General features: G+C 73.0%; 1 protein-coding gene (cut by a window edge). It reads left to right on the top strand.

The genetic code is table 11. The annotated features are described in order from the left end of the window. On the top strand, window positions 1-24,240 hold the 3' portion of the coding sequence (locus FHX45_RS06870) for an EndoU domain-containing protein (protein ID WP_167097715.1). Its footprint begins 13,368 nt before the window's first position; the window shows 24,240 of its 37,608 coding nt (coding positions 13,369-37,608); the start codon falls outside the window, past its left edge; it ends in the stop codon at window positions 24,238-24,240.

Below are 24,240 nucleotides of genomic sequence, written 5' to 3'. Positions count from 1 at the left end.
GAGATCGCGGACTTCGCGAAGCGGGGTGCCGGTGTGGTGGCCGAGGCGCTGGGCGTGTCCGCGGACGAGGTGGTGCGTCGAATCGAGGAGAAGGCGGCTTCCTCCTTCGCGTTGACCCGAGGCGGATTGCTCGATGCATTCCCTGACGACGAGGCGGCGCGGGGCCGCCTGGCGCCGTACACCGGTGCGTCCGCGGTCTACGACTGGGAGTCCGGCCGGGTCGGTTTGCGGCCGCGGCAGACGTTGGACGTGCTGGCGGCCGGTTTGGTGAAGGAGGTGGTGACGTCCTTCCGTGTGTCGCCTGCGGAGGCGGCGCGGACAGCGACCGGTTCGCCGGCGGAGTTGTTGCTGGATCGTGAGATTCAAGACCACCAGGTGGTGCTCGCGTGGGTGCAGTCACTGGATGGCCGGTTGTCTCCGGAATTGGCCGAGGTGCGCGAGTGGACGCCGGAGCTGTTGACCGAGGTGCTGCGGTGGCGTTATCCGTCCAGTGTGGACCATGTGGACCGGTTCACCACGGCGCTGCGCCGGGGCGACCCGCTGGTGGAGCCGAGCCTCGGGCGCGAGGACGACCTGTGGCTGCTGCGCGAGGCCGAGGGCGCGCTGCGGGGCGGGCCGGGCGGGCACCCCCTGCACGTGACCGCGCGGATGGGCGAGCCCGGGCGCGTGGCGCTGCAGTTCACCTACCGCGGCGGGCGGACGGCCACCGTCGTGCTGGAGCCGTCCCGCTCGCCGGACGAGATCGCGCACCAGGTCCGGCTGATCGAGCAGCGCTTCGGCACCGAGCTCCCGATCGATGCCTTCGTGACCAGCGAGGAAGTCGATGCCGTCCTCCGCGAACTGGGTATCCGGGACCGGGCGCAGGTCACGCTCGCCGGGCACAGCGACGGCGTCACGATGACCGCGGTGGACAGCGAGGGCCGGACCCACCGGATCGAGTTCCGGTCCGGTGACGACCTGGAGGTGCACCCCGCGGTGCCGGGTGACGACGTGGCCCGCGTGGTGGTCCCGTCACAGGCCGACCCGCGGGTCCGGCTCGCCGGACTGCTCGCGGCGCTGCGGGCCGTCCTGCCGACGGTCCCGGATGAGACCGTCGGCCCGGATGAGACTGTCGGCCCGGACGAGACCGGGGTCCGGGACGCACAGCTTGCTTCCGTCGACGACGCAGACGACGTCCCGGTCCGGCCGCAGGTCGAGCCGGCAGTGGTTCAGTCGCTGCACGACGAGGTCAACGCCGCGATCGCCGAGGCGGGCCTGCGCGACCACGGCGCCAAGGTGGGCAGCATCCGCCGCGATGACCACATCCAGGTCGTGGTGCTGGACCGGTCCGGACGCCGGCACCAGGCGGAGATCAGCCTGGGCGATGCGTTGCACGTCGAGCCGCTCGGTCACGTGGCGGGGGCCGACCGGTTCGCCGTTCCGCGCGACGGCGACCCGGCGGTGCGGACCCGGCTGATCGCCGCGCAGCTGCGCGGGCTCGCCGCCGAGTGGGCGCTGGAGACCGCCGAGCCCTTCAAGCGCGGGCCGCAGGAAATCCAGTCGCCGGAGCCGGCGCAGGTGCGGCCGCGCCGCGCGCCGGTGGTGGAACCGGTGCGGCCCGGGTTCGTCCGCCTGGGCACCGGCACCGACGGCCTGACCCGGGCGGTCGCCGAGACGACCGTCGCGCTGATGGCCGGGCACCCGGTGCGGGTCGGGGCCACCCGCACGGACAACGGTGACCTCCGGCTCGAGGTCCACTACGGCGACCAGCGGCCGTTCACCGTGGTGGTGCGCGAGGGCACCCAGGTCTGGCCGTACTTCCAGGACCTGCGCGACGGCGTGCCGGTGCGCGACGACACGTTCGGGCGGCAGGACGACAACAGCTACCGGATCGAGCTGCCCGCGGCGGCGCTGGGCGACACGTTGCCGGCCGTGGTGGCGCACGCGGTCCAGCAGATCACCCTGTCCCGCTTCCGCACGCAGCTCAACACCCCGCAGGCCGTCCGGTTCTCGCACGATCCCGGGGAAGCGGTTCCGGCGGCGGTGGCCGAGCGGGGTGTGGCGCGGGCCGGGCTGGGCAGCTCGGCGAGCGGGTTCCTCGTCACGGACGGCCCGGAGACCGGGGCGGTGACCGTGCGGGCCACCGACGCCGGCGGCCGGCCCTTCCGCGTCGAATTCCGCACGATCCAGGGCATCGACGCCCCCCGGCTCCGGGTCGCGGCGGGCGACCACGTCGCCTACGTGGTCGAGGTGCCGCCCGCCGCGACGCAGGCGACGCAGGTCCGGATGGTCGCCGAGGGGATGCGGGCCGTGCTCGGGTTCCGGCACGCCGTGCTCGGTCTCGGTGACCCGCCCCCGCCGGCCGCCCCGCCCGGCGCGGACAGCCAGGCCGGGCTGCTGCCGGTGATCCCGAACACCGGGTTGCCCGCGGAGTTCGGCGTCCGGGCGCTGGATCCGATGGCGTTGTTCCCGCAGGCGGATCCGCTGCGCACCGCCGCGGGCGAGATCGTCGGCCGGGTGGACGAGGACCGGGCCGCCCTCAACCGCGTCCAGCACGCCTACCGGGCCGCGATGACGGCGATCGAGGACGACGAGGCGTACATCCCGTGGGTCGCGAAGCGGCTCGGCGAGCTGATGGGCGTGCCGGCCAACGACAGCCAGGTGCTCGACGCGCTGGCGTCGGCGTACGACCTCACCCGCCCGGAGATCGAGGCCCGCGTCATCGAACCGGGCGGCACCCTGCAGAAGACCCACGTCGTGGAGCCGCCACCGGGCGTCGCGCGCGAGATCATCGGCCAGAACGCCGAGATCACCGCCCGGCTCGTCGCCGAGCACCGCCTGCGCCTGCTGGTGGCCGCGGAAAACGCGGGGAACCGCCTGACCGAAGCCGAGCAGCAGTGGAGCCGCAGCCGGGACACCGCGCTGCGCGAACTCGAACGGATCCGCCAGGACGCGATCGACGACGGCCTGCCGGAGTGGACGGCGCGGACCGCGACCTCCCGCGCCGAGAGCCGGCTCCACCTGGAGAACAGCCGGCCCGAGTTCAAGCCCGGCAAGGACAAGGTCAATCCGGCCCGGACCTTCGGTTCGCGCGGGTTCGACGTGCGGGCGGTCCGCGGTGCGCGCCGGGGTCTCGCCCGGGCGATCCGGGAGCACGAGCCGGCACGGCGGGCAGCCGAGGCGCGGTACCGGGCCGCCGCCATCGATCTGCGTGAGGCCCGCAACGCCGTCAACGAACGGCGGGGCTGGGTGCCCGGCCTGCTGGGCACCGAGGGCCGGACCGACACCGGCGTCCGGACCGTGGCCAACGCCCTGAACCTGCCGGTCCGCTACGTCACCGCGAGCCGGGCCGCCGAGGCCGCGCTGCCGTTCGAAGGCAACCGGACGGAGATCCTGCGCCTGGCCGCCACGGAGGTCCGCGCCCGGCAGGCCCGGCTGGACGCGGCGATCGAGACGTACCTGGCCGCCGAGCGGGCCCGCGACGAGGCGCACCGGGCCTATGTGGACGGCGTGCGGGCGGCGGTCAACGCCGCCGCCGACGACGGGATCAAGCTCGTCGAGATCGCCCGCCGCACCGGCCTGACCGACGCCGAGATCTCCGAGATCACGCGCCGGGTGGTCGCCGCCGGCCGCGCCGAAACCGAGTCCCGGTACGGCCTGCCCTACGTCGACCGGTACCTCGAAGGACGGGGGTTGCTGGCCAAGCTCGCCCGCCGCTTCCTCGGCACCAGCGCCCTGCTGGACGTCAACGGCTACATCGCGAAGTTCGAGGCGATCGACCCGAACTCGCCGGACGCCCTGCAGCAGCTGCTGGAGCTGGGTGTCTCGCTGGACAGCGCGCTCGCGTTGTTCACCAACCGGTTGTCCACTCGCGACATCAGCGACGTGCACCACCACCTGCTCAGCTATGCGCTGGACAACCAGTACCTCGGGCAGGGCCGGGAGCACGCCGACGCGGTGAAGACCCGGATGCAGGAGTTGCTGGCGTGGCTCAAGGCCGAGCCGAAGGCGAGCCTGGCGGAGCGGCAGCTGCGGTACCGGGCCGCGCGCGGGGACCTGGGCCGGATCCTGTACTCCCCGATCCGGGAGCGCGCGATCGGTCTGGCGGCGGCCAGTGGCGCGACGTACTACGGCCTGGTCCACTCGCTGCGGGCCGGGTTGATCGACAAGAAGAGCGTCCTGGAACTGCAGGGCAAGCTCGCCGACGTGCTGATGCTCAAGATGTACAACGAGCTGCCCCCGGACGTCCGGTGGCGGGCGGACGTCGGCCTGGTCGGCACCCGGTGGGACATCACCGGCGCCGAGGGCTACGACCTGACCATGCTGATGGCCGAGTTCGCCTACCTCGGTGCGGAGCAGACCGACGACAAGGAGGCCATCAAGCAGCTGCTCGGCGACGAGGCGAACACGACCTACAACCCGAAGTGGATCAACCAGCTCAAGCTGTCGGTGGCCGCCGCGGTGCAGGTCAAGTCCGATCTCGCCGAGGGCAGGCTGACCGGGACCGCGGCGGAGGAGGCCCGCGCCCTCATCGGCGATCCGGCCTCCGTCGCCGACCCCGTGGCCAAGGCCGAATACCTCGAGAAGCTCGTGCGCAACGGGGAGACGCTGCGGTACCTGCTGCGGTCGGCCGGGCACCCGGAGAAGGCGGCGAGCCTGCCGGCCGAGGTGCCGGAGATGTTCAACCCGCACCTGCTGTCCAAGTTGCGCGGCAACCGGATGACCGGGCAGACGTTCCTGTTGCACAAGGACAACGGGTTCGCCACGGTCGACCTGAACGGACTGTTCCGGGCGGGGCCGCCGGACGAGCGTGGCCTGATCCCCATGATGGCGCTGATGAAGCACCACCCGGAGTTCCGGAACAACCGGATCATCTGGGCACACCTGGGCGTCGGCAACTGGACCCACCTCACGCCCGAGCACCTCGACATGCTCGACCGCATGATGCAACTCGTCCCCGGGCTGAACTACGACTTCTCGTGGACGCCCCTGGGCCAGTACATGCGCGACGACCCCGCCGTGTTCGAACGGTTCATCCAGTTCGCGGTGAAGTACCAGGACCGGCTGATCTTCGGGTCGGACGGCATCAGCATGATGCCCAGCACCCAGCTCGACCGGCACTCCACCGAGATGGAGCCGGTCTACCGGGCGATCATCGACCGCTACCCGGACGGGGAGGCGATCGTCGCGAAGATGCGCGGCGGCAACTACGTCCGGGTGATGAGCGATGCGGAACGGGACGCGAGCCAGCGCTTCGTCGACGAGTACTTCTCCCGGCACCACAACGCGTGGGTCGAGGTGCTGTCGAAAATGCCGGAGCACGTGCTGGACGGCTTCCACGCCAAGGCGAAGGCTCTGGTGGAGAACGGGTTCGTGCCGCACCCGGACCAGGCCGTCGGTCCGGGCACCGGCATGGGCGACGGCTCGGACGTCCGGTCGGCCGAGACCCCGGACGACCGCAGCCAGCGGTTCGTCGACGAGTACTACTCCGAGCACCGCGACGCCTGGCTCGCCACGATGGCCGACGCACCCGAGGAGGTGTGGCAGGCGTTCCACGCCCGCGCGCAGGAGCTGTGGGACCGCGGTCTCCGCCCGCGCGAGGGCCGGGCGGCCGGCCCCGCCGGCACCCGGGACGGCGTCTGGCAGGACAACCCGCAGATCCAGTCGTCCATCCGGGCCTACCAGATCGTCTACGGGGACTTCCGCCACGCCGAGGCCGCCAAGCAGGTCGTGCGGGACAACAGGGAACAGATCCGCAAGACCGCCCGCGAGCGGGCCGCGCAGATCCGGGACCGCAAGGGCCTCCAGCCGGAGGAAACGGACAAGCTGGGGCTCGACGCCCCGGTGGAGGCCCTGATCGCGGCGCACTACGCGCTGCAGGCGGCCGAGGGGCTGAGCCCGGAGGAGCGGCAGCAGTTCGTCGGCAAGGTGCTCGAGGACGTCAGCGCCACCGAGGAGCAGCGCCTGGCCAGCGAGGAGACGGGTGAGAAGCTCCACCGCTACTGGCGCAAGCGCGGTCTCATCGGGTGGGCGACCTCGGCGGCCGTGTCCGGTGCGGGCGCCACCGCCATCGTGATGGGCGCCGTGCCGGCGGCCGTCGTCGGTGCCGCCACCACGATCGCGGGCGGCGCCTTCGTCGCGCGCTCGTTGCTGTCGAGCCTGAAGGTGGCGCACGGCCAGGACATCCGGGTCACCACCGAGTCCATGATGGAGCGCGAGCGCGTCGACGTCGAATCGGTGCACCGGCTGATGAAGATGACCCGCAAGCTGATGGTCAACGAGATCAGCCCGGGCGGCAAGGAGTTCCGCGACAAGTTCGCCCACATCGTCGAACGGGTCGTCACCCAGTTCGAGACCAAGGTCAAGCAGATGTTGATCGACTACATCGCGACCGTCCACTTCAGACTTCCGGACGGGGTGACCGCCGAGAGCCGCCGCGTGCAAGCCAACATGCAGTTCTCGCGCTTGAAGGACTACGTCAACCGCATCATCGGCGCCACCTCGGACTCGATCAACCGGCTCAACCCGACCTCCGGGGCGACCGGACGCGGTTCGCACGTGCTCACCGCCGGGACCTGGCTGCTCAACGGGCTGAACCAGCTGCACCAGGGTCTGGTCGGTGCGGGCCTGACCGCCTGGGTGTCCATCGCGTACCTGCCGTCGTCGCTGCTGTTCGGACTCACCTCGGTGCCCGGCGTCTGGAGCCAGTACGACCCGGTGGCGCGCCCGGGCATGCGCAAGATCCAGAACATCCTGGCGTTCCCGCTGCTGACCGTGGCCAACGCCGCGCTCACCGTGCAGTACATCAAGAGCGGAACCTGGTTCCAGACCGTCGCCGCGACGACCCTCACGGCGGCCACCACCAAGCTGTCCCAGATCGGCATCAAGGTCGAACTGAAAGAGGGCCGGGTCGGCGCGAAGCTGGGTCCGGGAGCCATGTTCTTCGCGCAGAGCGCCCTCACCGCCGTGGGCACCGCGATGATCACCAGCAACCCGGTCGCCCTCACCGCGGTCGGGGCGTTCGCCCTCACCGGGCCCGCGATCTACCTCGCGCGCGGGGCGTGGGCGCGGTTCCGCGCCATCGAGCGGTTCGCGGCACCGCGGCACAGCCGGTACGAGGGCGCGTCCCCGGAGCGGGCGCAGCGCGGCGGGACAGCGGCCCTGCCGGCCCGCGACGGCGCGCCGACCGGTGACGGGACGCCGATCGGCTGGGGCGACCTGCGGCCCGCGCTCGACGAGATCAACCGGCAGGCGCGGCAGCCCGACCCGGCGACGCCGGCGCAGCGGAGCGGACTCGCGGCCAAGATCGCGGACAACCTCCGCGACGGAGACGCGGAGAAGCTCGCCGCGCACACGAAGCGGACGCCGCGGGAACCCGCGAACCGCCGTGGCCCGCAGCCACCGCAAAGCTCGGATGGTCCCGGCCGGACCGTCCGCCGTGGGCACGAGGGACCGTTCGGGACCGGCCGCGTCGACACCGACACGGCGCCGGTCGCCGCGCCCCGCACCGGCCGGGATCCGGGAACACTGGGCGGGCAGGCGTTCTCCTACCATTCGACGCCGGGCTCCGTGCCGGGCCAGGACGGAGTGCCGCAGCGCCGCACGCACGTCATCGGCCCGAAGTGGGAGACCGCGCGGGCCGAGGAACCGGGCAGCGGGCTCCAGGACGCGGTCAGGGCCTGGATGAGCCGGCACGACGGCGACGAGACCGACGGTGTCTGGTCCTTCCGCCACCGCAACGGCGACACGTTCCGGATGCGGATCGGCGTCGACCCGGATCTGGACCGGCCGCACCTGGCCGAGCCGGGCGCGGACGGGATCGCGGAGGCGAAGCTGCCGTCGATGCCCGGGGAGCGCACCGACCGCAACCTCCTCGTCGGTACCGCGCTGACCCGTGCTGCCGGCCTGCTGCCGACGGTGTCCCAGGCGGTCGTGCCGGCCGACGCGCCGGTGACCGACCTCGTCCCGGGACCCGGCCGGCCGGTACTGTCCGAAGAGGACATCCGGGCCGCGTTCGACCGCGTGGTGCACGGCACGGAGTTCGCCGGTGTGCCGGTGCGGGTCGTCGCGGTCACCACGGCGGGTTCGTCGGTCGAGCTGCGGTTCGCCTCGGCGGACGGCGGTGTCGTGGCCGTGCGGACCATCTTCCGCGAGGGGGACGTGCTGCGCGTGCGGCACGACCACCTCGCGGCGGCACCGGAAGCGGCCGCGCTCGACGAGTTCCTGCGCGAGCGCTACCGCGAGTGGGGCGTGTCCTCTGTGGACAACGTCCTCGCGGGTGCGGCGGCGGTCACCGCCGCGCTGGCCGGGCAGACCTGGGCGCCCGGCCCGGACGGCCGGGACTCGGCGCAGCAGGTGATCGCCGCGCTCACCGCGAGGCTCGGCACCCTGCGCGACGGCGCGGACCACCTGGCCCGGCAGACCGAACTCGGCGCCGCGGCGGGGGCGGCGCAGACCCTGCGGCGGTACGGTGTGGCGGACGCGGCCGCGCTGCACGACCGGATCGCCGCGGTCGAGGACCTGCTGCGGCGCGCCCGGGACGGCGGGGAACTGCCGTCCCCGCGGGACATCGCGCGGCTCGGGGCACCAGGGCGCGCCGCCCTGGAAGTGGCGGCCGCGGTGCACCTCCGCCAGGACCTGAGGGTGCCGGCGCGGGAACCGGCCTGGCGCCCCGAGCCGCCCGTCCGGCTGGCCCTCGCTTCGGGCGCGGACCTGGCGCTGGAGCCCCGCACCGCCGTCTACGACGAGATCGTGCTGGACGAGCTGCCCCGCCACGAGGGGACCGGCGGGTTCGGGCGCCTGACCGGGGAAGCGTGGAACCTGCTCACCGCGGACGGCCGCCTGGCCGTCGGCGTGCCCGCCGGCGCCTCCCCGGGGCACGCCGCCGAGCTGCGGGCGAGCCTGCGGCAGTGGTTCACGCACGTCGAGCAGGTCCGCACCCCGGACGGCGAGCGGATCGTCGCGTCGATGCCACGCGGCCGGGCGATGCTCCTCCCGCCGGCCGCGGGAGCGGTGTTCGTCGCCGGCGACGACATCGCCGCGACGCTGCCGGACGGGCGGTTCGAACAGGTCCGGTTCGACGACCTGCCGCCCGCCGCGTTCACCGGCCCCGCGATCGCCGCCGTCGCCAACGCCATGCAGGCGCTCGGCGACGGGGGCGCGCTCGCCATCACCAGCAGCGTGCGGACCGCGCGGCACCTGCCCGACCTGGTACAGGCCCTGGTCGCCTCCGGCGCCACGGAGATCCACGCCGATTCCGACGTCGCCGTCGCGATCACCGCCCGCAAGGGGGAGGGCGGGACCACCGGGATCGGACGCGTGTACCGCGAAGCCGTGCACCGTCTCCGGTCCGCGGGTGCCCATGCCGACGGTGCGGCGCCGCAGCTGCGGGCCGCACTGGCGCACGCCCGGACGATGGCCGGCACCACCGCCGGCACGCCCACCCCGGCCGGGCCGGTCACCGTGACCCTGGAGAACTGGCGCCACACGGAGTTGTCGGGCGATGTGCTCGCACAGCTGGCCGACGCGCTCCCCGCCGGTTCGCGGATCCGGATCACCACCTCGGCCGCCGCCTCCACCGCGGTGATCCGGACCGTGCTGGACGCGGCCGGGGTCGAGGTCACGGAGCTGACCGGCGGGGACCGGACTGTCGTCATCGGCCACAAGCGGGAGGACCCGGCCCGGCCCGCGCCGGGCGGGCAGTTCGCGCCCGACGGTGCCACCAGTGCCACCAGTGCCACCGATGCCACCGATGCCACTACGGAGGCGGCGACCGCCCGGTCCGGGGACCTGGCCCCGGAGATCGTGCTGCGTGGTGTGCGGCCCGATCCCCGGACCGGGGGTGTCGCCGAGGTCGTCGATGCCGCCTGGCGGAACCTGCGCGGCGACGGCCGGGTGGTCGTCGAGCTCGAGCCGGGCGTGGCCGCGGAGACCGTGCGCGACACCGTCGAGCGGTACTTCGGCGAGGTCGGCGAAGACGGCCACGGCCGGATCGTGGCCTCGGCCAAGCGCGACCGGCCGGTCCACCCCGGGCTCCAGGACGCGCCCCGGCTGGTGATCCGTAGCCGGGCGCCTGACGGGGCCGCGGTCGAACCGGCATCGCCAGTGGGCAACGCTGCCACGGTCGCGGGAAGCGGCGGGATCACCTCCGCGCACTTCGACGTGGTGCCGGCGGCCGGTTCGTCGGTGTCCGCGCTGACCGAGCTCGTCGACGCCGTTCCCCCGGGCGGACGCCTGGTGATGACCACCAGCGACGACGTCGCCGGGTATTTCCCGGACCTGATCGCCCAGGCCACCGCACTGGGTGCGACCGACGTGCGCGTCGAGGTCGTGTGGCCGGGCACCGCCGCGGTCGAGATCGGCAAGGGTCCGCTCGACCGGCACGCGGCGGCCGAGACCGGCCGGCCGGTGCGGGTGCGGGTGGCGGGCCTGTCCGCCGAGCACCTCACGCCCGGCGCGCTGCGCCTGCTGGGTTCCGCACTGCCGCCGGGCGCCACGGTGGCGATCACCACCGGGGTCGCGGCCGATCCCGGTGCGATCACGACGGCACTCGCCGAGTCCGGTGTGGACGCCCGCGCCCACCTGTCCTCCGGCGCGCTCACCGTCGAAGGCGTCAAGAACACGGAGCCGCCGCCAGGCCCGGCGTCCACACCGGACGCTCCACCGCCCACGCCACCGCCCACACCACCGGGACCCACCGGCACCGACCGCACCGGTGACACCGGCGGACCGGAGCAAGGCACCGAGCCGCCCGAGCAGGAGCCGCCCGCGCGCGAGGGAATCGGCAGCGCGGGCGACATCGTGGACGCGGTGCGGTTGCTCGGGGACGTGCTGCCCCGGGCCGCGGCGCCGAAGGTCCTCGGCAGTGCGGTCCAGTTCACCGCCGGTGGCACCCGGGTGACGATCTTCCTGCACTCCGGCGGGGTGCTGAACACACCGGAGGAGACCGGCGACCCGATCGTGGCGCGGTCGGCCCTGATCGAGGAGGACGGCGACCACCGGATCGAGGTGCACCTCGCCACCGGGATCAGCCGGGTCCAGGCCACCCGGGAGATCGCCTACCACCTCGGCCGCACGCTGCACGAACTGCGGCACGAACAGCAGGGGCGGAGCCTCTTCCGTGGTTTGCTCGGCCGACGGAAGCCGGCACTGACCGGGGATCTCGCCGGCCGCGTGACGATCCTGGAGGCGATGGCGCGGCAGGCGGAAGCCGGTGAGCAGACCCGCGCTCCGGCCGAGATGCGCAGATTCGCCGGGCGCGTCGCGCGGGACCTGCCGCCGGGCCTGAGCTTGGCCGACCAGCTCAGTGAGCGGGCCCGCGCGATGTTGGCGGGACCGGTGCCGCCCGCCGCGGCCGACGGCAATCCGGTCGCGCCCCGAACCCGCCGCAGCGGCGAGGACCCGTTCACCGTCAACTACCTGGATCCGGTCTGGCAGGGACTGCCGACCCCGGCCACCCCGGCGCGACACACCCCGGCGGTGCCGGCCGACGCGCTGCACGCCGCGGTGACCGCGGGGGACAACGTCTACACGCTGCTCACCCACGAGCTCGATCTGCCGGCGTTGCACGAACGCTTCGGCGAGCACCTGCCGCAGGTGGTCCGGATCGCGCAGGCCCACGGCGCCGGCTACCTCGCCGGGCTCGCCGAGCGCTGGGCGGGCGACCTGGAGCGGGGCCTGCAGGCCGCGCTGGCGGTGCCCGCGCACGTCCCCGTCCCGCGGTCGCCGGCCGACGCCGCGCCGTGGTTCGGGTTCGGTCCCGGCGAGGTGAACGCGTTCACCGCGTGGCTGGAACGGGCGGGGATCGGCACGGATCTGTCCACTGTGGACCTGCTGCGGCTGCGTGAGGTCGCCGCGCTCCTGGTGCTCGGCGACCACCTGGTGACCGGGCCGCAGCGCCGTGAGTTCGCCGAAGCCGAGCCGCTGGTGCTCGGCGACGCCTTCCACAGCCTGCCGGACGGCGTGCGGGCGGCCGCACTGCTGCCGGGTTCCGACCTCGACTTCACCCGGCCGGTGCGCGCCGAGATCGAGCGGCTGCCGCAGGCCGACCAGGTCCGGCTCCGCCGGTCCGTCCAGTACCTGCTGGACCGGTTCTTCCACGGCGGCGTCGCGGCCCGGGAGGTTCCGGCGGGTGCCGCCGAACGGCTCGCCGCCGCGCTGCACGCTCACGGCCCCGCCTTCGCGGCATGGCTCACCGGGCAGACCCCGGGCGCCGCGGTCAGCAAGGGCTTCGCCCAGCTCGACGTCGCCGCTGAGCTGGCCGCGCTGGACACCCCGCAGCACGCACCGGACGCCGCGGACCCGGTGCCGGAAGCCGATTTCAGCGGTGACCGGCAGGTCCACGCGAAGGTTCGCGAACTGGCCAAGCTCGCCGGCGCCTACCAGCGTGGCTGGGCTGCGCTGGCCGGGATCGAGGGCAGCCCGGACGATCCGGCGACCATCGCCAGGGCCGCGGAACTGACCGAACCCCTGACCGGGATGCTCCAGGTGATCGGCCCCCGCGCCGAGGAACTGGCCCAGCTGGTCACCGACGCGATCGGGCGGCACGAAACCGGGGAGAGCCAGGTCGAAGCGGCGCTGACGCATCGCTACCGGCGGCTCACCGGGGCGCTGGAGCTGGTGGCGGCGCGCTGGGCGGACCACCAGGCCCGGCTGGCCGAGGCGAACTTCCAGCTGACCCGGCTCGCGCTCTGGACCGAGACGGCGGAACAGGCCCGCACCGCCGAAGCCGAGGCGCGTGCCCACGGCACCATTCCGGACCTGCCGGACGTGGGCGGCGATCCCACCACGTCGGCCACCGCCGAGCGGTACCTCGACAGCACCCGGCGCGAGCTCGTGCGCGCCGTGGGCCGCGCGGAGGAGCTACGCCGGCCACTGGAGGTGGCCCTGGCGGAGCTGACGCGCGAAGCCACCTCCCTGGACGAGGTCCACGCCCGGTTCCAGCGGCTCGCGGCGCCGGCGGAGGGCATCGACCCGGCCACCGACGGCTCGCGGGTGTTCCGGGCCAACCCGCTGCGGAGAGGCCACCTCAGCCTGTCCGACCTCACCCAGCGCGACCTCGCGAACGTCGAGCAGGTGGTGGGCCTGCTCGAGAACCGCGAACGACTGCTGGACGCGCTGCGCGCCGCGGGCCACCAGGGCCGGCGTGCCACGGACTTCGCGCACCTGCTCCACTCGCCGGAACCGGCCGTGCGACAGTCGGCCGCGGAGCTGGACGGGGTGGAGAACGCCCTGCGGACCCTGCTCAACGGGGACGCCGGGGCCACCGGCCACGGTCTCGGCCTGAGCGAGGCCATCGCGCGCAGCGACGAGCCGGCCCGGCTGCTCGAGGACGCCATCCTGACGCACGAGAACTTCGCCGGCCGGGTGCGCGATCCGGCGAGCCTCCGGCTGCTCGCCGAGTTGCGCACCGCCGACGAGCACCCGGCGCGCGGGTTCGCCTACCTCCTGGACGAGCTCAACACCGGCGGGTTCGGCGACAAGTCCCGCAAGGGCGTGCTGGACGACCGCCTCTACTCGATCACCGCCCGGCAGTCGACCGAGTTCGCGATCACGGCGCTGTCCACGGCGGTCGAGGAGCAGGAACCGCCGGACGCGGTCGCCGCGGCCGAACCGTCCTTCCACAACATCATCAAGATCACCTGGAGGTCCGGCACGGACCGGACCCACGGTGGCCGGGTGTTCCGGGCCGGGTTCACCCTGCAGGCCCGGGTGGGGCCGTCGCTGGCGCAGATCGAGTCGGGCGAGCACCCGCTGGCGGCGGAGTTCCGCCTGCGCGCCAAGGCCGACTGGTTCGAGAAGCACCAGGGGGTGCGGATCGGGACCCAGGCGGATCTGGACGCGTTCATCGCCGAACACGGTTCCGACCCGACCGAGGGCGTGGCGCTGACGATGCCGGCCGTGGTGCCGACGGAGTGGGTCGACGGCGGACAGCTGGTCGTGGTGGTGCGACCGGACGCCGAGCGCGCCGAGGTGCGCGAGGACCTGGAGAAGCTGCTGGTGGATCAGGTCGCCGGGTACCGCTCGCAGCTGCCCACGCTCGGGGTGGAGGCCCGCACCACACTGCTGGTGCAGGCGTTGAGCGCGGCCGGCGTCACGCTCGGCACCTTCGCGTCGATGGGCGCCGGCCTCGGGGTGAGCACCAGCTACGCCGCCGCCCGCGGGACCTACTACGCCTGGACCGGGATGGTGGCGCCGGCCGCCTTCTACACGTCGCTGGCCAAGCAGGTCGAGGCGGCCAACGAGATGCGCCGCCTGCGGGCGTTCATCATGCGCGGCGGCATCGGTCCCACCGCCGACTCGCTGGCGCAGGGTGCGCACGACACCGCCCAGGTTCTGCAGTCGCCGGCCGCGCTCACGCGTACCGAGGTGCCGCACACCGCGCCGCCCGAGCCGGTTGCCAAGCTCACCGGCGAGCAGCTGAACGAGCTGCAGCAGCAGATCCAGCGGATCGGCGCCGAGGTGGCCGGACAGCTGGCGGCCGGGAGCTTCCCGGAGGAGCTGATCCACAACGCCGCGCTGCGCAACACGTTCCAGGGGCTGACCGGGGTCTCGTGGTCGGACGAGCAGATCGCCGCGCAGGACGCCGGTGACGAGGTGGTGCGGGACTCCGGCACCCTCCACTTCAGACTGCCCACCGGGGAGAACCTCAAGGTGTCCCTGGTCACCTCGGACGGGCGGTCGTACCAGCAGCTCACCGGCGGCCGCGTGCCCGCCAACGAGCAGCGGTACTGGATCGGCGTGTCACCGAACGCCTTCCTCGCCGGGGAGGACGCCGTCCGCGCGACGATCCACAAGCAACTCGTCGACGTGGTCACCAAGGGCACGCAGCTGTGGATCCAGCCGACGCTGAAGGTGCTGGGAACCGAGAACTTCATCACCCTGCCGCTCGAGGCCGCCGCCACGCTGGCGTTCAACATGAGCGCCGGTGACCTGGAGTTGATCGCCCCGCTCGTGCTGGGCAGTGCCGGGTCGCGGCTGGGGTTCACCACCTCGCGCTACTTGAACTTCAAGTACAACACGCTGGCCCGGCGGCTGTGGGAGGACGCGGTCCGCAAACGCCAGGGCTTCCAGGCACTGATCGGCGCCACGGACCGGATCGCCATGGCCCGCACGTCGCTGGGCTTGATGGGCGCCGCGGACGGGGTGAGCCAGGGCGTCGCGGCCGAGATCACCCGGCACCTGCCCGCGCAGCCGGTTGCGGAGACCGTGCCCGCCGATCCGGACCAGCTGGTGACCCGGGCGGCCGACGAGATGCTGGCCAGGGCCGTGACCAGGCCGGGAATCGCCTCGGCACGGTTGCTCACCGCCGAGGAGATCGCCGCGGAGGAGGCGAAGGCCGAGTACGAGGCCGCCGGGAAGGCAGTGACGGCGGCCGAGACCAAGGCCGGGAAGGCGGCGGCGGAGCTGAAGCAGGCCCGGTCCGACGGTGCGCCCGAGGAGGAGATCGCCGCGAAGGCCGCCGCGGCCGACCAGGCGGACGCGGCGGTGCGGGACGCGCGCGAGCGGGTGCCCGTCGCGAAGCGGAAAGCCGACGAAGCCGAGGCAGCCGCGAAACCGGTGGCGAAACGCAAGGACGACGGCGAAGGGTTCACCCCCGAGGAGACCGCCCGGGCGCTGGCAGCGGGCAACGGGCTGACCGTGCGGATCACGGCCGCGCCGAAACTGCGCACGCCGAAGGTGCCCGCCGAGCTGCGGATCCAGATCGGCGTCGGCGACCTCCCGGGCGCGAGCGCGCCGATGACCACGCACCTCGCGGTGTACCGGCGCGGTACCACCGACGTCCGTGAGTTCGTCATGCTGCTGCCGGAGCACTGGGCCGGGCAGGACGGCCGGCTGCCCGTCGCCGACCTGCGGATGTGGGTGCACCGGCACGTCGACGATCTGATCGAGCGCGAGCGGTTCCTGCACGGCCGGGAGGTCCGCCAGCTGGCGATGGCCGCGTTCGGCCGGGCGGTCGGCAGCGGGGCGGTGAACGCGGCGGTCAGCGTTCAGCAGGACAACACCGTCGCGGCCGGCCAGTCCGTCACGGAGGCGAGCCAGCAGACGCTCGACGGCGCCATGCGGATGATCACCGTGCGCAACAACGTCGAGCGGATCTCGGCGCGGATCCAGAAGGAACTCAGTCCCACCGCGGCCACCGCGCGGGCGATGGACGACCGGGCACTGGCCGTGGCCACCAGCATCCACCACGCGGAGCGGAATCTGCGGGAGGTGCTGTCCCGGTACGCCGACGACCCGGTGCTGGGTGAGAAGGCCCGCGCCATCCTCGACCGCCGGGGACCCGAGCTCCCGCGGCCCGGCACGCTCTTCGAGGACATGGAGCGCATGCGGGAGAGCGGGGAGCTGGTCCGGCGCGTCAAGCACCTGGCGAAAGTGCTGCGCTACGGCAACGGCGAGTACGTGCTGCACATCGACAAGGTCCGCAACCCGGGGCCCAGGGAATGGTTCGCCAAGATCCGCGGCGCGCACCGGCAGCAGCTGATCTTCCGGTTCGTCACCGGCATCCCGGGTGAGCCCACCCGGGTCGTGGCCAACGCGATCGACTCGCACTTCCTCGTCATCGGTGAGAACGCCGAGGAGGCACTGGACCGCATCGCCCGGATCGTGGCGGTCTACCACCACGGGCCGACCGGCGTGCCCGGAGCGCTGAACCTGCTGCTCGACGAGCTGGGCCCGGGCAACGTCGGTGGTTTCGTCAGCCGGAGCACCGCCGAGCTCGTCCGCGCGCATCCGAACCTGGCGCACATCGGGGTCCAAGCGGTCTCCGGTGCGACGTCGACGACGTTCAACACCATTTTGAACAGCTGGTTCCGCCGCGGGGACTTCCTCCAGGGCGAGCAGTTCCGGTGGCGCTACGCCTACGACGGCGCCGTCATGTCCGAGGACCGCGACGCGCTGGCCCAGTACTTCGCCCGCAAGACCGCCGAATACAGCAGCCGGCAGATGCTCGACCTGCTCGAGTTCGCCGAGGCCGCGCAGTGGTACGCGCCCAAGACGGTCGAGGTCCTGCGGGACGCCCTCGCCGGTCACGCGCAATCGGCTGCCGAGGTGTTCGTGCACCACGGGATCCGCACCGACCAGCTACCCGCCGAGTGGACCTGGGACGACCTCGACCGGTACGTGCGGGAGACCGATCCGCGCGTACTGGCTCGCGCCGGCGCCCGGGAGCTGCTGGCGCACCTCGACGCGCGCTTGGTCGAGCTCGGCGCTCACCCGGCGGACCGCAACGACGAGCACCAGGAACTGCGGGAACTGTGGGGCCAGACGGTGATCGCGCTGGCGAGCGAACAACCGGGCGCCGAGGGCCACTACAACCGCAACGTGCCCGTGGAAACGGGTTTCGGCCGCGTCAACGTCCGCATCCCCATCCCAGGGGTGTCCTATGCGGACTTGCGGATCTGGCACGAGGCGGATCTGCTCGATGCGTTGCGGATCGCGCGTTCCGCGCCCGGCCCGGCCCAACCGCTGGTCCCGCAAATTTGGCAGTCGGTCGGCGGCAACCAGGTGCAGACGTTCGCGGACGGCAGGACGCTCGCCGAAGGGCAGGCCGTTCCGGATCGCGTCCTCGACGCCGTGGCCCGCCTGGCTGCCGAAGCGACCTCGATCACCCCCGCCGAGCTGCCTCCGATGCCGGCCGGGTGGCCCGAATCGGGCGACACCGCGGCGTTCGGCCGGCGGTTGTCCGATCTCACCGAAGCGGAGCACCGGCGCGCGCTCGCGGAGCACGGTGGTCTGCTGCGGGCGTTCGCGGTGCCGGACGATCCGCTGGCGGGCGTACGCGCCGGCTGGGCCGCGCTGACGGCGCGCCCGTTCGCGCTGCTGCACATGGACCTGCACCGCGGCAACATCCTGATGACCGACAGCGCGGTCACCTTCCTGGACTGGGAGCTGGCGTTGTACGGCGACCCGGTCGCGGAGCTGGCGCGGCACCTGCACCTCATGCACTACACCGCGGAGGAGGAGCAACGGCTCGTCCAGCGCTGGGTCGAGGAGATGAGCGCGGTGCGGCCGGACGCGATCGCCGGCTGGGCGGAGGACCTGCCCCGGTACCGGGCGCACTTCCAGATCAAGTCGGCCCTCGACGACTCGGTGCGGGTCGTGGACGCGCTGCGCGACCGGTCGCTGGGCCTGGCGGAGAGCACGGCGCTCGTCGCCGATCTCACGGCCAAGCTCAACCGGGCGCACGAGCTGTGGGGCACCGGGCGCGTCTTCACCGAACACGAGGTGCGCGGAGTGATCGCGGCGCACCTCGGCCTGGACGGAGGCAGGGCGGCGCCGGTGAACCTTCCGGCCGGACCGCTCGACGTGTCGGAGGCGAGTGCCCGCGCGGTGGCCGTCCTGGCCGGAGTGGACGTGACCGGCACCCGGATCGAGGTGGTCACCGACGCCCAGGTTCTCGCGATGATGCGCAGCGAGGACGCGCTCGGCATGACGCCGACGTTCACCGAGGACGAGATCTGGCTGGCTCCGGAGGCGTTCGAGTCGGTCGACACGCTGGCTCGCGTGCTCGGGCACGAGGTGGCGCACGTCGGCCAGCTGCGCGCGGGCGTCCGGCCGACGGCGAACCTCGTGCCGCTGATCGAGCGCAACGCGGAGGCCGGCGGCGACGCGGCCGTGGACCGCCTGCACGGCCGCCGCTCCCGTCCGCCCGTCGTGGAGCCGGACCAGCTGCCGGCGCCGGAGGGCGAGGTCGTACCGTTCCTGTTCCACGGGGAAGGACATGCCCATGACGCGGTTCCAGGTGACGAAGGTGGACGACCTGACGGCCTTCCCGGGGATCCGGGTGATGGGGCGGGAGCAGGGCGAGCCGATCGAACCGGGGACGACGTTGACCGAGTCGGGAACTTCGGCCGGCTGGGCGGTGATCTCGATCGAGTTCCCGACACCACTGGCCCGCAGGAACGGCTGGACGATCCTGCTGCTGGAGCGGACGGCACAGCCGGCGCCGGCCGTGGGGACGGTGTTGATCAGCAGCTCCTGACCGACCGGCAGGAGTTGTCGGCCGCGTTCGGCACGCTGCGGCGCGTGGTGCCGGAGCTGACCGTCGAGGGCGACCAGGTCACCTTCCAGGGCGCCCCGGTCGCGGTGGACTACAGCGACGCCGCGACGCGCCACGGACCCCGGCTGATGCCCGCCTTCCGCGAGGTGGCACACGGTTCGACGGACTCGGTCGTCCGGCTCCGTCTCGACGCCGGCACGACCCGGGACGAGGCCGCGCGAGTCCTGGCGGAGCAGCTCGGCCGGACCCGGCACGAGCGCAACCAGCAGACGCGCTTGCGGCGGCTGTGGCACGGCAAGTTGCGCGGGCAGGGCCCCGCGTCCGCCGTCGACGCCCGGACGGCCGGTCGGCTGCTCGCCCTCGACGTGCTGGCGGTCCAGGAGGCCGACGCCAGGGTGGCCGGACACGGCGCCCGCACCGGGGAACTGGCCGAGCGGGCGTTGGACGTCGCGGTCGACGTCAAGGACTTCGACGCGGTCGCCGAGGCGCACCTGCGGCCGTTGACGCTCGCGTTGCTGTCCGAGCGGGAGGACACCCTGGACATCGCCGCGCGGGAGAAGTTGCGCGAGCTGCCCCCGGGGGAACAGCGCAGTCTTCCGGAACCGGAGTGGCAGGTGCACAACGTGGTACCGCGGCGGGCCGAGCCGGCTGGCGAGCCTCGACGGGGCGTGTTCCCACCGGCGCGTGCCTCCAGGGTGTATGGGGAGCGCGGCACCCTGGTGCCAGCCACCGAGGCGCAGCGTGCGATCGTGCGCGAAGTCCTGCCGTCCAGCGAGATAGCACCCGAACGGGCGGATCTGGAGCGCGCCGTGCCGGTGCTCGCGCCGTGGAGCGCCGATCCCGCCGGCGCACTCGCCGAGGTCGACACGGTGATGGTCGTCCACGATTACTGGGTCGGCCTGGGCGCCGACGTCGCGGCGCGCCGCACGTTCGACGGGTTCGCCGACGGGGATCCGGGCAAGCCGCTGGGCCGTGAAGGCGTGGCCCGGATCGAGGACCGGGGCGGGCGGTTCCAGCGGCTGGTCGACCTCCGGCAGATCCCGGACGCTTCCGAAGCGGACAAGGCCGTGGCGATCGACGCCGCCTACCAGGTGATCGTGGGCATCCTCACCAGCCGGTTCGGCAACGGTTTCGCTTACGTCGTGCTGCACGGGATCGCCGAGGAGCCGGTGGTGACCGGCGTGGCGGCCGCATACGGAACGGAGCCCCTGTTCGTCCACCTCGGACGACGCGACTCGCAGCCGCTGTACGGCTACGCCGACGGGGTGTACGCCATCGATGTCATCGTGCACCCCGACCCGCGCGAGAATCAGGCCGTTGCCGGAGCCGTACCCATCGACGGGTTTGCGCTGTCCGAGATCAGCACCCGGCCGCCCACCAAGGCCTACCTCGACGCCTTGCCCGGCGCCGGGACGGACATGCCGTCCGCCGCGGAGAAGGACGCATCACGCCACCGGACCAAGGATGACTGGCGCAGGCTCGCCGAGAGCATCGTGACCGCCGAGCGGGCGAACGAGGACGTGTCGCACTTCCCGCCGGAGGTGGCATCGCTGTACCACTCGCTCACCAGCAACCGCGAGGCACGCATGGAGCTGCGCGCGCTGTCCGAAACGATCCGCGACCGGGACGCGTTCGCCGTAGCGGTGCGGCAGCTGGAGCGCACCGCGGCATGGCTGGACCAGCCCGTCGGCCAGCTGCTGGCGCAGCGGTGGCGTGCGGAACTGGGCGACCTGGTGCGCGCGCGTGGTGCCGAGCTGCCGACACGCTACCCCGCGAGCACGATGTCGGATCTGGAGTGGATCCACCATGTCCTGAAGCTGATCGACGGCGAGCGGCTCACGTCCGACCAGCTGCTGCACCTCAGCGAGAACCGGCCCGACCTGGTGGCGCTCCTCAACTCCACACACGGTGCGACCGACACCAGCGCCGAGGTCGCGGCGCCCTACGACGAGCCGGACGGACTGCGGCCGCCGCTCGAGCAGGCCGTTGCCAAGCTGCGAAAGGTCATGACGGACAAGTTCGGCAACCTCGTCGCGAAGCTGCACCCGAAGAAGTGGGCGCACCTGCTGTGGCAGCCCGCCATCGAGCCCTTCGAAGCATTCCTCGCTGCCCGCTCGATCTACCACGACGGCGTGCCCAAGCTTCCGGCGATGCCGGCCTTCACCGGCATCCGGGACGGCGAGCCGTTCGGCGCCGAGCTGGGCGCGGCGGGCCGGGTCGAGCAGCTCACCGGTGCCCGGTTCCGCGCTGTGCGCGACCCGGTCGCCGATCCCGCAACGGTTGTCGAGCAGGTCGTCCGGGCCTCGCCGGGCGCGATGGCGTTGATGCTGCACCGGCTGACCAGCGACCCCCGCGGCCCGCACGCCGGGGTCGTCGTGATCAATCACGAGGGCACCGTCTACTGGCTGACCGACGAGGTGATCAGCGGCAACCGGCCCCCGTTGCGGCCGATCAAGGTCGGCGAGGTTGCCCAGGATGTCCAGCAGCGGGTCCAGCGCGCGGCTGTCACCTACGCGTTGTACCGGGAATCCGGGGTCAAAAGACCGGTCCGGCTGGTCCCGGTCCCGCACGAGCGGATGACCCGACGTCCGGACTACCCGACGAGGTTCGGCACGGACGTGCTGATCATCGACGGCGACGGGAACCCGATCGTGCCGGAGCGGTTCACGCTCCCGAGCCCGTTGAGCCAGCTTCCGCCGACGGCGGACTACGTGCGTGCCGCCGGCAGCCGCGAGCTGCAGCAGTGGGTTCAGCGCGCGGCCCTGCTGAGCACGACCGAACCGGACCCGGTCCGGTTCGGCGACCTCGCCGACACCTACCGCGGGCTGACCGATGCCCGGGCCCGCCGACAGTTCACCGCGTGGTACCAGCAGGTGGATGGTGATCTCGCCCTGCTTCGGCGTGGTTTCGAGACGTTCCGGGCCCGCGCCGTGGACGCGCATCCGGACCTGCCCGCCGAGGTGGCGGTCGACCGGGTCCTGGCGCGGGAGTGGGACCGCGGGCTGGGTGCGCTGGTGCCCGCCGACCTGGCGCCGGGGGCGGCCAGGTACGCGAGCCTCGGTGAGGTCGGTTCGGGGGTGGGCACGCCGATCGTCTTCTCCGAGGAGGCGCTGCGCGCGTTCGCCCGGCACGCTCCGGTGCTCGCCGAACTGGTGCGCAAACACGAGGTGCGCCTGGACGAGAACCACCTCGCCGCCAACCTCGGGGTCTTCCAGCCGGACGCCGTGGGCGGCGGGGTTCCGGAGATCGAACTGAGTACGGCCGCGGATCCGGCGACCAGGTTCGCCGAGGACCGCGCCGCGGCGCGAGCCGCGTTCATCCGCGCCAACCAGGACACGAGCGACGCGCTCGCCCTGCTGGAGGACCACGAGTTCTTCTACGCCCCGGGCAAGACCCGCATGGTGCTCGTGCACCGCGCGTTCGGTGACCTGCTGGATTCCGTGTTCTCCTCGCGGGACGCGCGCCACCCGGCCAACCCGTGGCCGCGGGTGCGCCGTCCGGCCATGCCCGGGGCAGACACCACGGGGTGGTCGTGGCGCCCCGACGGCCGGCCGTTCATGGAAACCCTCGACCCGCGCCGGCTCGAACCCGAGGGCACCCGGACCGGCGTGGCCTACCAGGTCCTGCGTGCCCTGGCCGCCGCGCGACCGGAGATCATCCGCGACGAGCTCGTCACGGAGCTGCCCGAGTCCGGGGATCACCTGGTCCGGCTGCACGTGCGGGAACGGGTCCAGGAGGTCGCGGTGCCGAACCTGTTCGAGCTGCCACCCGCGGTCAGGGCCCCGCGGTGGATGCTGGCGGTGGAGAACGCGCTCATCGACCGTCGCCTGATGTCCGCGGCCCGCTTCGGCAACGCCGACCACGTCCGGCGGGTCCTGGCCGCGGTGTCCGGACTGCCGGTTGCGCAGTTCATGATTCCGGCGTTCGGCCACATCCTCCCGGCGTTGGAGCGGTTGCTGCCCAAGGTCGCCGACGCGCGGATGCCGATGCTGGCCTCGATGCCGTCGGTCCGGCACGGCGTCTTCGTCCCGGCGACGCCCGTGCGGGAGAACGGCGAGGTCCGGCTGGACATCCCGGGGTGGCCGACCAAACCGACCATCCCGGAGTTCGTGCAGCTGATCTCCCTCGACGATCCCCTGGTGTTCGGCGCCCCGCCGGAATTTCTGCGGCCGCCCGGCGGGGAGCGGACACCTCCGGTGCCGGGGGAGGGCGATCCCGGCGTCAACCCGGTCGCGGGGCGCACCCACCGTGGTGCTGAGGACCGGGCGGTGGTCAACCGCTTCGAGCCGGACCTGCGCGGCACGGACCTGCCCGCCTCGGCGCCCAGTCCGGAAGAGGTCCAGCAGGAGATCCTCGAGATCGTCAACCGCGGTGACGACACGGCGCGGGCCTTCCGCCAGCGCTTCTGGCGCCAGATGGACGCCGACGGGGTCTTCCCCCGGCGGGACAGCAGTGCGAAGTACCGCGGGGCGGAGATTCCCGTGCTGCGCAGGCGCTCCGACGGAGTGTTCGTTCTCCACGACGGCGGTGAGCAACCGGTCCGGTCGGTGATCCTGCCCGGCAGCCGCGTCGTCGGCCGCCGGGAGACTCTGCCTCGGGCCTGGCGCGTGGACGCGGACCTCCTGGCCGCCGGGCGCCCCGCACTCCAGGAATACCTGGCCGAGGCGAACGATGCGATCAAGGGCGTGCACCGCGACGACAGCCGGTTCACCACACCGCTGGACAAGTTCGACCAGGCCGGGTTCAACGACGTGTCGAGCAACCACTGGAACAACAAGCTGGGCGATCTCGCCGCCGAGCACGCCATCCGGGACCTGCGCCAGGAGTACCAGGAGTCGGGCAAGGGCGATCTGCGGCCGGTGAAGGTGCCGGACCGCGGTGCCCAGCACTTCGACGGTGTCTACCGTGATGGCAACGGCCACTACGTCATCGTCGAGGCGAAGGGCCCGAGCGCCGGGCTCAACGTCAACGGTGGTTACGAGCAAGGGCACCCGCAGTACGTGCGGAACATTCTCGACGCCATGGAGCGCCGGGGCGGCTACGAGGGCCGGGTAGCGCGGGAGATGCGGACCCAGCTGGACAACGGCGAGCTCCGGTACCTGCGCGTCAAGGCCCAGGTGACGAAGGCCGACCTGACCGAGTACTCGGACGACGAGCTGCGGGCCCTGCCCGCCGCGGATCGCCCGCACGACATGTACGCCGGATACGTCCGCACGGAGTTCGACCTGAGCATCACCACGACCCGGCCGACGGAGCCATGA

It is taken from the genome of Amycolatopsis granulosa, from assembly GCF_011758745.1.
Classification (GTDB): domain Bacteria; phylum Actinomycetota; class Actinomycetes; order Mycobacteriales; family Pseudonocardiaceae; genus Amycolatopsis_E; species Amycolatopsis_E granulosa.
This window is presented reverse-complemented; position numbering and strand designations above follow the sequence as displayed.